This is a genomic window from Lysinibacillus sp. RC46 (assembly GCF_041262385.1).
In the GTDB taxonomy this organism is placed as follows: Bacteria; Bacillota; Bacilli; order Bacillales_A; family Planococcaceae; genus Lysinibacillus.
Map to the genome: position 1 here is coordinate 53345 of NZ_JBGCCF010000004.1, position 12645 is coordinate 65989.

11 protein-coding genes are annotated in these 12645 nt (G+C 34.5%); 7 read left to right on the forward strand and 4 right to left on the reverse strand.

Features of this window, described 5'->3' with window-relative positions; all coding sequences use genetic code 11:
* Positions 1-431 precede the first annotated feature (431 nt).
* Positions 432-851, forward strand: a complete 420-nt coding sequence (locus ABH966_RS05120) for a hypothetical protein (protein WP_370076373.1) — start codon at positions 432-434, stop codon at positions 849-851.
* A 616-nt stretch (positions 852-1467) separates the two neighbouring features.
* Here the strand turns inward: ABH966_RS05120 and ABH966_RS05125 are convergent.
* A complete protein-coding gene (locus ABH966_RS05125) occupies positions 1468-2496 on the reverse strand; it encodes a flavin-containing monooxygenase (RefSeq protein ID WP_370076667.1) in 1029 nt (342 codons plus the stop codon).
* 999 nt (positions 2497-3495) lie between these two features.
* Positions 3496-4098 (reverse strand): TetR/AcrR family transcriptional regulator, encoded by a 603-nt coding sequence (locus tag ABH966_RS05130; RefSeq protein WP_370076375.1) that lies wholly within the window; start codon positions 4096-4098, stop codon positions 3496-3498.
* Between the two features lie 231 nt (positions 4099-4329).
* Here ABH966_RS05130 and ABH966_RS05135 point away from each other — a divergent pair, with 231 nt between their 5' ends.
* The 5 genes from ABH966_RS05135 (at position 4330) to ABH966_RS05155 (ending at position 8562) form a co-directional block, all read left to right on the forward strand.
* On the forward strand, positions 4330-4986 hold the full coding sequence (locus ABH966_RS05135; protein ID WP_370076377.1) for a DJ-1/PfpI family protein: 657 nt from the start codon (positions 4330-4332) through the stop codon (positions 4984-4986).
* Between the two features lie 353 nt (positions 4987-5339).
* Positions 5340-5957: a DUF2306 domain-containing protein gene (locus ABH966_RS05140; protein ID WP_370076379.1), complete on the forward strand. Its 618-nt coding sequence runs from the start codon at positions 5340-5342 to the stop codon at positions 5955-5957.
* Positions 5958-6568: 611 nt separating this feature from the next.
* Complete coding sequence (locus ABH966_RS05145) at positions 6569-6922, forward strand: GyrI-like domain-containing protein (RefSeq protein ID WP_370076381.1); 354 nt, start codon at positions 6569-6571, stop codon at positions 6920-6922.
* Positions 6923-7259: 337 nt separating this feature from the next.
* Positions 7260-8003, forward strand: coding sequence for a GNAT family N-acetyltransferase (locus tag ABH966_RS05150; protein WP_370076383.1), 744 nt, complete (start codon positions 7260-7262; stop codon positions 8001-8003).
* Between the two features lie 214 nt (positions 8004-8217).
* Complete coding sequence (locus ABH966_RS05155; protein ID WP_370076385.1) at positions 8218-8562, forward strand: hypothetical protein; 345 nt, start codon at positions 8218-8220, stop codon at positions 8560-8562.
* A 934-nt stretch (positions 8563-9496) separates the two neighbouring features.
* Here the strand turns inward: ABH966_RS05155 and ABH966_RS05160 are convergent.
* On the reverse strand, positions 9497-9772 hold the full coding sequence (locus ABH966_RS05160) for a YqhV family protein (protein ID WP_068984284.1): 276 nt from the start codon (positions 9770-9772) through the stop codon (positions 9497-9499).
* Positions 9773-10427: 655 nt separating this feature from the next.
* Here ABH966_RS05160 and ABH966_RS05165 point away from each other — a divergent pair.
* Complete coding sequence (locus tag ABH966_RS05165; RefSeq protein WP_370076388.1) at positions 10428-10541, forward strand: glutamine amidotransferase-related protein; 114 nt, start codon at positions 10428-10430, stop codon at positions 10539-10541.
* Between the two features lie 98 nt (positions 10542-10639).
* Here ABH966_RS05165 and ABH966_RS05170 read toward each other — a convergent pair whose 3' ends face one another.
* Entirely contained in the window at positions 10640-12634 is a 1995-nt protein-coding gene (locus ABH966_RS05170; protein ID WP_370076390.1) for an oxidoreductase, read from the reverse strand.
* Between the last annotated feature and the right edge of the window lie 11 nt (positions 12635-12645).

Sequence of the window (12645 nt, forward strand, 5' to 3'; positions counted from 1 at the left end):
ATAGTTAAATAGCTGTTGTAGATCCATCAAGGTCATATAGATTGCAAGTCGAAAAGTATAGATAGTATGGGTAGTTGACGAAGCATTCTTTCACACAATAATTTCAGTATACATAATATAAATATCTTGGTCATAACCTTCTAATTTTCGGATGGTTTCGTTCAAAAGGGGGATTATTCGAATAAAATGTGCTAATACATTAGCAAACATTGTGTTAACTTTCTGTTTTGAGATTTTAAATGAGGTATGCATGACATATAAATAAAGAAATGTAGTTATTCAGTACATTTAAATCTATCTGAAATATAAATTTTTACAGTAAGTAGAACGAAAGAGAACATTCAGTTGACCTTATTGCAAAGCTGCTTTTCATACAGCATAGAGCCAGTAATAGTACTTATTTCTCCCATCTGGAAGGGTGATGGCCAATTATGAATAGACATTCTTTTGGAGTAGACATTAAGAAAATTATATTGCTCGTTGGATGTCTTGTAATAATGATGATACTTGGTGCTTGTACAAATGAAAAAACAAGTCAGTCAGAATTTAAAAAACAATATTTTGAAGGGAAAAGTGATAATTGGTATGTAAAAATGGTAAGCGAAATGGATAGCAACAGGCGTTATATTATTTCTTATATTGGGGAAGAGAATAAACCATTAAATTTTAAATATGAAATATATGAATCTTCACACAACCCAACATTTGGCGATGGCGAATTTAAAAACCAAGAGGAATTTGAAATTCATGTAAACTGCGGTGGACCGTGTGATGCCCTTCCTAATAGCGTACCTATTCAAATTAAATGGGAAGGAGAAGAAGAAAAAGTAGTAATTCGTAATAAAAAATAGAATGTTGTCGGTAACATCGTTCGATCCTGATTTTTTTGAATTATTTAGTAAACATTACATCAAATCTCGGCAAAAACACAAGTTGGACTAATCTACCAATCTGATGGAGGAAATATCTACAAGTGTATGTACAACTGCATTATCAGTATTTAATTGACCCTAAGTTAATTCAACAAGCTCCGAACGCCGCATACCTGTAGTTGCTAGCAACTAATCATAGCCATATTCCTAGGTGCTAAACGGCCTTCAGCTCGCTCTAAATTAGCTCATAATGATTCCTACTATCGCTAAACAAGTAGATGGCCATTCGAATGATGTTACATTTGCTAGGTCTATGATTAAAATAGCAATCATGTGAACATTTAAAATAGTAAAGCCAATGATATTTTTTTCTTAAACTTATACTAAATTCCCTCCAAATATGTACTCCAATGCAATTGAGGTGGTTTTGCTTATTCGTATAAACCTTGACGGAAAAAGAGTATCCCAAGGAAAAGCTGTGGTCGTCTTTTCCTTGGGATTTTGTATATGTTAATGGCGCAAGAAGTGAATATTAATGAAACTAATATGGGGTGGGGAAGCCATTATCAATTACGCCAAGGCGAAATTGATAAACTTAAATCATCTTTTTCAGAACTGAATATAAAAACTCAGCATCTTTTCCTACTCCACAAATAAGTGCTGATCCTCTTTGATGTTGCCACGGTAATCCTATATAATATAACCCTTGTATTGGACTTACACCTCTTTTATGAAGAGGAAAACCTTTTGCATCTGAAACTCCCTCTATGTCGATCCATTTGTAGTCAGGAACAAATCCTGTTGACCAAATAATATTTTGCACGTTTTTTTTGCTATGATCGCTAAAAGTTATCTCTCTTCCTTGTGTTTGTATGACTCTTGGTTTAATATTAATTTTTTCTTTACGAATCAGATGCTTTAATTCAAGGCTAAAAATAGGATCACTTTGTTTTCGGAACCATGATCCGCGCCTTGTATCAGTTCCTGCATATAAGAGACCAATCTTTTCTAACCAGTAAAAAATGCTTTTGCCTATAATACTAAGTGGTAAAAGTTTAAATGAATGGCTAATAGCAATGGTTACTTCACGATTTTCTGCGAGTTCAGTCGCAATTTGCGTACCAGAATTTCCTCCTCCAATCACTAGAACTGGACCATCTGGAATCATCTCCGGTGATTGATACTGGGAAGAATGAATTTGAAACACCTCTTGTGAAAGACTTTGGGAAATTGAAGGAATGAACGGTTTCTGAAAAGCACCAGATGCGATAATAACATGTTTGGAATGAAATATCCCCTTATCAGTAGTGACTTCAAATGTATTCTTTATTTTTTGTACTTTATGTACAGTTGTCTCCATTTTCACCGGTAACAAAAAACGGTTAGCATATGCTTCAAGATAATCCGCGATTTCATCTTTTGTAGGCAATACGTTTTTATCTCCTTCTAATTTCATCCCTGGCAGTGAACTATACGATTTAGGTGTAAACAGGACCAAGGAATCATACCTTTTTCTCCATGAATCTCCAAGTCTTTTTTCTCCATCAAGTATTACAAAATTAGAGCCTCCTTGTTGCAAATAATACCCCATACTTAATCCAGCTTGCCCAGCACCAATCTTTATCCCACATCCTACTTTAAATTAATATATGTTCATATATTCATATAATAACGTCATTATAACAACTCCTTCTCACACGTCAAGTAGTTTTCATCAATTATGATCAGAGTTTTTTAAATGTTTTAACACATATTAGGGACAAGTTAATGTATAAGAATGTTGCTGTATTTAATAGGTGACAGCATAAACTGCCTACTTTTTTGAAATAATTTTGATACATATATTAGTTCTATCTAATATGAATTGGAGGAGAATTTATGACACATAATTCTATCGATTTAAAAATTAAACTAATACATGATTTTCAAATAAGGTACGACTTCAAATTTTAGAATGTATTAAAGATAGGGAAAAAACCGCTTCGCAGATAAAGGCAATCATTCAAATATTTCGCAACACATAGCTTGGGGTCGAAACGAAGGAAAATACTGTTATTATAGCTTGAGAAATGAGCGCATTCGAGAGTTACTTGAAATGTTTAATATCGTATTAGAAGATGTTTAATCTGATGTTGCATGTTGTGCTAAACATATAGATTAGAGGGATAGGGATGGCAGATAAATATTGTAATTCAAATAATCATGCTGATAAAAATAATCAAGAAATAAAGAGGTGTTGTGATAGTTCAAAATCAAGATTCCTGCAATACCCCTGTAGAAGCACCGACTACTTCACCAACCGTCGCTAAACAAATGTTTATTCCACTCGAAGATAATTTAGCAAACCGTATCAACCCAAAACATATAGAGACTGATAAATATCAAATGTATTATTGGATTTTTGGAATGGGCTGTACGGTATGCAGCAGAAGTTGTACTGCCATGACTTGAGAGAACAACCTTTACTTAGTGGTATAAGCATCTATGAAATTAAACAAACGACTTCTGTTCGTTAAGGAAAGGAATCGACTTTTTTAGAGGGACAGCCGAGATACATGTAATTAGGATCATAGTCTAGATTTTATTCCTATCAGTACAGTTTTAAAAAAACAGATCAAAATCTTTATATATATGCGTCAGTTTGTAGCATAGATAAATAATGCAGTATCTGCTGCTTACTGTAGGCAACATGTATATTATTTCTTTCTAGTTTGCTAGCCATAATACTTCCCTCAAAAATTGCAACAATAAAGGAGGCAACCGCCTTTGTATCGATATTAGGCTTTAACTCTCCGTTTTGAATACCTTCTTCGATAATCTCTTCAATCATTTCGAGATATGTATGGAAAACACGAAGTGCCTTTTCTCTTAATTGTGGATTGGTATCATCACTGTCTACGGCAGTATTCAGCAACGGACATCCCCCTTTTATTGGTGGATTATTTATTACATCTTCATATACATTAAAAAAAGCACCGATTTTTTCTGATACTGTATTAGTTTCGTGTAATGCTTCAGAAAAATGTTGTGAGACAGTATCAATAGCGTAATCAAACGCCTCTAAAGCAATCTCATCTTTACTTTTGAAATTGCGATAAATTCCCCCTTTTTGCAGTCCTGTAGCCTCCATAATGTCATTCATTGAACAGCCAGCATACCCTTTCTGATTAAATAATTCTGCCGATTTTAGGATGATGTGCTTTCGTGTTTGTTCACCTTTTCGCATGATATCCTCCATTACTTATTATTGTTGAGAATTTGTAACATGTATTAGTTGTACATTAACATATAGTAAGTTATATTAAAAGAGACTGAATGGTCTCTTTGTGAAATTCACTAATAGGAGCTGGTATTAGAAATACTATTTGATTAACATATAACTTTCTTACAATATCATCGATACATATCATGAAATTAATATGAAAAACAAATTTAATTAAACTAAGGAGAAATCATTATGAAAATCGCAATTATGCTTTTCGATGGAATCACAGCATTAGATGCAATTGGTCCATACGAGGTATTTGCTGCTTCAATGAACTATGAAGTGAAGTTTGTCGCTAAGAAAAAAGGGTTAATTAAACTGGACTCAAATATGGGTTATTTGCATGCAGATTACAGTTTTTCTGAAGTTACTTCAACTGATATTCTTGTTGTTCCAGGTTGCAGTCCGCCAAATTATAGAGCTCCAATGAATGACAAAGAAACGTTAAATTGGATTCGCCAAATACATGAAACTTCAAAATGGACTACGTCAGTTTGTAACGGATCTTTGATTTTGAGCGCCGCAGGCTTGTTAAATGGAACCAAAGCAACTGGTCATTGGGGATCCTTCGACCTGCTCAAATCACTTGGAACCATTCCAACCGATGAGAGAGTGGTTCGTCAGGGCAAAATCGTTACAGCAGCTGGTGTCTCCTCTGGTATTGATATGGCACTCCAATTAATAGCTTGGGAGTTAGGAGAAGATATGAGTAAAGGTGTTCAACTAATTTTGGAATACGATCCTCAACCTCCGTTTGACGCGGGTTCACCAAAGAAAGCACCTACTTTATTGGTAGAACAAATAAGAGGAATGTTACAAGAGTTTGCAAAACGGGAGCCCGATGTATAAATCACAGATAAATCAGTACCTTCTAAATAGTAGTATGAGGGGGGGATTGAGGTAAAAGGTATCTGATCATGACCACTTTCAAGTATTAATGTGAGTTAAGTCTTCAATATTATTAATTTTTGCTATAGTTTTAAAGATTAAGTATACCGGAATTGGTATGACCGAAGAAGTACAAATCGGATCTTTGAACAATTTTATAAAAGTGACCGCTCAAGTAATCGACAGAAAAAAGGTAACAGCTAGGACAGTCTATTGTCCAAAAAATCGTAGAATTACCATGGGAAAATATCTTTCTCAACCTAGTGAAGGTATGATTTTTACGGTCGCTCTTACAAATGGAGAGGAAGTAACAAATGAGAAGTAGACAAGGTTTAGTCATTAGTCTATCTGTTATTGCTGTGATGTGGATTTTGCATACAGCATCTAAGAATTTTATGGTCGACCCGACCTTCTCGACATTGCTTTTGAACAAGGAAGTAGAACTTCCAAATGTAGATTTATGGGCCGTTACGATTCAACTGCATATTGTCTTAGCAATTATTACTTTGATTACCGGTCCATTAGGTCTTTCGGAAAGTATTAGAAAGAAGAGGCCTGTGCTACACCGGTGGAATGGCCGCATCTATGTAGTAGCAATTGTATTCAATATAATTCCAGGTTATTATGTATCGTTTTATGCAAATGGGGGAGTGTGGAGTGTCATTGGCTTTTTAATCTTAAATACACTCTGGTTGCTTACGACGATAAATGGTTATCGTTTTATACGAAAAGGGCAAGTGAGACAACATCGAAATTGGGTACTAAGAAGCTTCTTTTTAACGTTTGCTAATTTAACGATTTACTTAATTATGGCGATTTTTCATTATGGTGTTGGTCTTCAATATGGTTTGTCTTATACGTTTGCAGTTTGGTCGGCCTTTATTCTTAATTTATTATTGGCAGAGCTAGTCATAAGAAAATCGAGCATCTAAGTCGTCCATTACTTGTTATTAGAGTGCATCTCTCTAATTGTAAGTGCTTTATTCTAGTATTAATGAAAATTGTGAACTAGTTTAAGAAGGAAAGAATCAAAAAGCTCAGAGGAATATCCTCTAATTGTTTTTTCGAGTTATTTACATATCTTAATAGAATGTTAACTTGTGGTCGGCATCTTAAACTAAAGAGCGTTTCTGTAATAAACAGGAACGCTTTTTTAAAAGGACTAAAGTTATTTGAAAAACTGTATACATTCAAGGGATATACTGTTTAAGTAAATGCTTATTCAAAAAAAGGCTAAATTTTAGAATAGTGAAGGGCACCACATAAGGAGATGAGAATTAAAGAAGTAGGCAAAATAAAATGGCAAGATCGATTTATTAGGATATCTTTATTAGTTTAAAGGGTGCATTAGTTGCATAATTAAAAAAATTCCATTTTGAGGATAAACATATAAATTTAAAATGGAACAATTTATTATTTATACACCCCACATTTAAATAGATTTTTGTCTTGTATCCTCATCTATTATATAGAATTGTCCATTTTTCATAAATGAAATTAGTGAGACAAAGAATAGTAGTCACCATTTTATTGAGATCCAATTTTGAACGGCAAACATTTTGCGATTTTTCATTCAATGAAGGATGGGGATTATTCTCGATATGATATAGAAGTATGTCAACCAATAATAGTAGAAGAGGAATTAAAAGATACTAGAATAAAATTTTTTGAGGAAACAAATTATATCTATACAATACATATAGGTAATTATGACAATATTAATTATGCCTATAATGCCTTATATGACTGGGCTCATTCAAATGGATATCTTTTAGAGGGTCCTTTTATAGAAAAATATTATACAGATGAGTTTATTACATTAGATAGCGATAAATATGTCACTGAAGTAGGTATAGCTATAAAAATTGCTAATTTGAAGGATAGTTGTTGCTTATGATAGACGTGGTGAAGAAGTTTGTTGGCGTAACATCACGACCGTCTTGTATTGGCTGTCCATATTTTTTATCCAGAAAAGACTTGAGCTTCACATTGTGTGAAGCTTTATATTAATACTGATTCGTTCTAGGTGTCTTTTTAGAGTGAATTCCAGAAAAAATGCTTAGTTGATAAAATTCAAAGAATTGGAGTGCATGATTAAATAATTACAATTTTGATGCAAATGTTTACTAGAATTAGGTGAAGGACCTATGAAAAGAAGTTAGAAAAAAGGATTAGAAAGCAATAGAGAAAATATGGTATTTTGAATAAAATTTTAACTATAGGGGGCAATATGCATGTCTTTATTTTCACAAACGATAACTGACTATTGGAAGTCGCAATTTTTAAACGGAGACGTTATCTACAATGATGAAATCTTTACGGTCACCATTAACCCTGATCTGAGCGAAGACAGTCGGATCATGGTGCTGGAAACTACTGACGGCCGGATTTTGGCAGTCTTGTCGCCTGAGATGGCCGAAAAGTTAGACCTTACTAAAGGACAAGAACTGTCTGAGCTGATCTTCCGCCAGAAATTAAATGAAGCAGGAGTCACATTGCATGGCGCAGATTATCTTTTTTATTTTTCAGAAGGAGAAAAGAATGTCTTGCTGCAAGAAAGCCTAGGAGGTACATTGCGTCAATTAAAAGAGCAAGATGGTGCGATTTTCTCAGAGTTCGAGTCTTCCGCTACTGAACAAGACTTAGATGATGCTTATGTCGAGTTGGATCACTGGGCGGTATTCGGCTCTTTTGAGCAAAATCGCCTAGTATGCGCTGCCAGCATGTATCCTTGGGAAGAAGATGTGCAAATTGCGGATCTCGGCGTACTGACTCTGACACATTTTAGAGGAAAAGGTCATGCTCGCAAAGTGGTACGTTCAATCTGCAAGTACGCCTTTGAGCAGGGGTACGAACCACAGTATAGATGCCAGCTCGATAACGAAGCCTCTACATTCCTAGCTAAAGCAGCTGGTTTGACGCTGCTTGGAAAGTGGGATGTGATTTCCCCTGACTGCACTGTCGGAGAGTCCGAGTAGGATTGAAATATAAATTGTTAAAAATTGGGATGAAGATGATTCAAAAGAATTTATCCGTGAATGGGAACCTAATTATGATTAAAAATTATATTTCTCAGCTATTATTCAAGCCTTACCAAAAAGAAATAGTTGTTGATGGATAAGATCAATCTCAGTTGGATAAAATATTTGTGAACTTAAAAAGTTCAAATTTCAAGGATTGGGAGGACTATATATGTCATCTGAAATGGGAGAAATACATCGTACTGGTCAAGACATTAACGACGAAATAGTACATTTTGGTGGGCAAGCTGAGAGTATTTTTAGTTCATTGGCTGAACAAGGTCGACTTTCAATACAAAAGAAAGCAGACGAATTAGCTGCACAGTATCTTGAAAGTAATCCTAATCCAGACTATTATGATTGTGTTGAAATTGTAGCAGAGGGAGTTTTGACAGCAGGGAAAGAAATAAAGGCTAGCAGTGGTTCTTGGGGAGAATCAGTAGATACAGCACTTGGTGCTGGTGTTGAAATTCCAGCAGCAAAAATAGCTTGTAAAAGAATAACGATGTTGTCTTAACATTAATTTTTGAAAAAGCGTAGGCGTAAAAAGCTTATGCTTTTTGATATTTATTGATTTCTTTTATCCTCTCCTCAATAGTAATTTTAGTTGTCTGGACATTCTTGGCCATATACAAAAGTACAGATATTATGGGGAATTGACGTATTTAAGCCCTCCTTCACGCCAAATAATTTTAGTTTACATAATATAGATACCTAATTATCGAAAGCTTCCTATAATTTATCGTTCAAAAGGGAATTATTCGTTTAAATAATACTAATTATCGTTTAATCTAGATTCTCCTTAAGACGAATAAAATATTCACCGTAACAATTAATTGCACTTCCAATTGTTAGACAAAAATGTAACCTAAGCCAGCAGATGCAGCAAGAACGCTAGAAGAGTTAGGTATAAAGGTAAGGATCAAGGATTGTATCGCAGAAGTAAAATTTAATGGCAATCAATATTTTTTCTTATCGGAAATAATTGGAGGTGATTTTGGAACTGGGCAAGATGAAGAGGACACTGACAAAAACAAAGATAGAGGAACTTATTTACCAATATAGGTAGAGGTCGAAAAAATGTTGACGATCGATGTTAAGCCGAAAGAAGTTGCTTTAAAGATTCATTCTTTATTCAAGTAGAAAACTACCTGATGCAGTGTAATGTTACTAAACAATACGAGAAAAGAAATTATAAATCACTGAGTTAAGTTGACCCTGAATGAGGGAGGATGTGACGGTCAACCAACGCCACAACCGAATCAGTACGTGCGATACACTTTGTCCAAGTAGAGATTACTTATACATAAAAACGTAGCGTCGTCACACGCTACAGCAAACTATTGAACATTATTAGGATTTAATTAACATCCATTGTAAAACAAACTCTTTGGAGAATTTTATTTTTTTGAACTACTTGATTTATTACTTTTTTCGGGAATACTTCGTTATTACTTAATATGTGAGCTAATAAGAATAAGTGTAATTCCTGTAAATAGGCAAATGATTCTCGCCACTGGAATTTTATCAGCTAGTCCAAATAATGCAATTGCTGTCGTTACGATTAAAACTGTTGGACCAACCAAAGCAAGCATTGTATTAATATAGAATGCTTTTTCTAAATTATTCAACTTTAGCATCAACAATCCAGCACTTACTTCAATACTTCCAGACAATACACGTAAAATAACCATAGCAAGAACCGATTTTTCAATAATTGTCATCATCCTATCTTTATAGAAAATTTCCGCTTATAATATAATCCCATCATTAGGATAATAATAGACTTCTGTTTTAATGAAATACTAAAATCAATATATGTATGATTCGTATCAAATATTCTTGTTATATTATGCTATATAGTGTTTATTTAATAGGTGACTTTCTAGTTAAAAGTTCAAATAATTTATTAATTGAATCAGTTTCATAAGTCCAATTTTTGTTTTTGAAAGGAAATAGTATAGGTGCATTGTTTATGATCTTGCAAAATCTAATAGAAGACTAAAGTGAAACCGAAAAATACGCTTAGTATTAAATATTGAAGAAATTAGGAAAAGCTTTAGTCTATAGTTGTAGAAAATCAAGGAGGTATTCACCCTAAATTATGTCAAATCGTGAAACATGGAAGGCTTTTATTGTGCGCTGTGAGAGTGATCGAGATGGGTAACTGTACGTGATACTGAATCTCGATTCGTCTCATAGCGTTATTTTTAATGTACATGTCTAAAATTTCTTGGCTCAATAATTTAAAAAAACTAGAAGTTCTTGTCCATACACAAACAATAGGAAAGCCTCCACTTCTTTTGTTTTAGTTTACATAAAATAAATAGTTTATTCATAATTTTTTAACGGTTGAACTACAAATTGCAGCAATTGCTGAAGATGATCAAGAGATTATGGCCATTCAGCATACGAAATATCCCGGTATTTGGCTTGCAATTTCATCCCGAATCAATCGGTACAAAAGAGGGAGACTTAATGATTCAAATATTTTAGATTCTTATTGTAAAGAAGGAGTTTAATAATAGATGTAAAACACCCTTATCTATATTTAGATAAGAGTGTTTTACGTTTGTAAGATACCAAGGTTTAAACTATTTATTTAAATTCAAAGCATTAGTTATTTGTTCTTCAATTTGAGTAACAGTTGTTAAACCTTCCAACGTTGCTTCTTCAATCGTTCTTGGTGCGAGACAATCACCAATTTGAGCTACATAAGGAGCCATGTTCTTTATTGTCTCAAACAGTTCTGTGTTTGGTATTCTTCCAACAGCTAAAATAACATGATCAGCATTTATTAATCTTTTCTCATGTGTAAATAGATTACGCATGTAAATTCCATCTTTCGAGATTCCACCAAAATCGTGATGTGTAATCATTTCGATATTTGCCTCGTATAAGTATTTCATATATTCATTTCGTAAATACTGATGTACATCTTCTGCAATATATAAACGCGCAGTAACAAGTGTTACTTGACAACCCTTTTCTGCTAAATAAAGGCTTGCCTCTAGCGCAGCCCAATCTCCTTTAAAATCAAATACTACTGCCTTTTCGTTCTTTTTAAAAATGTTTTTCTTAAATACATCATCAATTAATATCACTCTCTCATCCATTACTCCTTCGACATTAGGAATATAAGGTCGTGAACCAACTGCACAAATAATTGCATCCGCCTTAAAATCTTCAATTTCCTTTGGAGACAACTTTGTATTAAGCTTTAGTTGGATATTAGTCAATGCCAGTTGGCGTGAAAAATTATCGAGCATCGCTGAAGCCATTTCATTTCGTTGTGGGGCAAGTAGCATCAAATTAAGCGACCCACCAATACGATCCGATTGATCCACCACTGTTACATCATAACCCATAGTATCCGCAGTTATGGCTGCCTCAAGTCCACCAGGTCCAGCGCCAATAATTAGTACTTTTCTAGAAGGGTTATTTTGCTGAAGAACGCGCTCAAAGAATACTTCGTTACCTACTTGTGGATTTTGAACACAACCAATTGGTAAATCTTTATGATAATGTCCAATGCATGCTTGTAGACAACCAATGCAAGCATTTATCATTTGATGTTCACCATTATTTGCCTTATTTGGCATATCAGGATCGACAATAGTAGCACGTGTCATTCCAACCATATCCGCTCGACCACTACTAATAATTTTTTCACCTTGAATCGGATCGACAATTCGTGAACCAACGAACACAGGGACTGCTGCTTCTAGACGTATTTTAAAGCTATCAGGGGCCAAGTAAGCCTGTTTCATCGGAGCCGGCGGAACAATGTGAGTAGAACCTGCATAAGTACTGGAATCGCCAGCAGTAATATTAATAAAATCAACACGAACTTTATCCGTCAAATACTCTGCAATTTTAATGGAGTCTTTAATAGTTAATCCATCCATTGTCATCTCATCAGAACTCATTCGAATTCCTACAGTAAAATCTTCGCCAACTTCTTCCCATATTGCTTGTATTGTTTCTACTATAAAACGCATACGATTTTCAAAGCTTCCACCATATTCATCGTTGCGTTTATTGGTTTGTTCACTCCAAAATTGTGCAGGTAAATACCCATGGGAACAACAAACCTCAACACCGTGTAGTCCGCCATCCTTTGCATTGCGCGCTGACTTAGCAAAACCTGTGATCACCTCTTGAATTTCTGAGACTGACATTGGCCGTGGCATTGTGCCAAAACGCAGACTTGGGATAGAAGAGGGAGCTAGTGCAGCAGATCGATAATTACTGGACACAATTTCACGTCCACCGTGAAAAAGTTGTGCAAACACTTTCGTATCATATGGAGAAACTTTCTCTATCAACTTACGATAGATTTCTTTAATACTAGGATCAAAAGCAGCAATTGTATGTGTCGTTAAAAGACCAGACGAATGCACTGCACCAGCTTCTAAAATAATCAAACCAAGACCACCTCTTGCACGAGTAACATGATAAGCAATTAAATCATCTGTAGGAATACCGTCCAATACGTGATTTGTTTGATGTGCTGTTGATAAAATACGATTTTTGATTGTCGTATTTCCAATTTCAACAGGTGTAAATAAATATTTAAATACTGACATAGCAAATCCTC

What these genes read in the sequence shown, in the direction of transcription:
- ABH966_RS05150 (WP_370076383.1), top strand. Translation starts at nt 7,260, where the DNA reads ATGTCTTTATTTTCACAAACGATAACTGACTATTGGAAGTCGCAATTT.
- ABH966_RS05135 (WP_370076377.1), top strand. Translation starts at nt 4,330, where the DNA reads ATGAAAATCGCAATTATGCTTTTCGATGGAATCACAGCATTAGATGCA.
- ABH966_RS05160 (WP_068984284.1), bottom strand. Translation starts at nt 9,772, where the DNA reads ATGATGACAATTATTGAAAAATCGGTTCTTGCTATGGTTATTTTACGT.
- ABH966_RS05130 (WP_370076375.1), bottom strand. Translation starts at nt 4,098, where the DNA reads ATGCGAAAAGGTGAACAAACACGAAAGCACATCATCCTAAAATCGGCA.
- ABH966_RS05120 (WP_370076373.1), top strand. Translation starts at nt 432, where the DNA reads ATGAATAGACATTCTTTTGGAGTAGACATTAAGAAAATTATATTGCTC.
- ABH966_RS05155 (WP_370076385.1), top strand. Translation starts at nt 8,218, where the DNA reads ATGTCATCTGAAATGGGAGAAATACATCGTACTGGTCAAGACATTAAC.
- ABH966_RS05165 (WP_370076388.1), top strand. Translation starts at nt 10,428, where the DNA reads ATGATCAAGAGATTATGGCCATTCAGCATACGAAATATCCCGGTATTT.
- ABH966_RS05140 (WP_370076379.1), top strand. Translation starts at nt 5,340, where the DNA reads ATGAGAAGTAGACAAGGTTTAGTCATTAGTCTATCTGTTATTGCTGTG.
- ABH966_RS05170 (WP_370076390.1), bottom strand. Translation starts at nt 12,634, where the DNA reads ATGTCAGTATTTAAATATTTATTTACACCTGTTGAAATTGGAAATACG.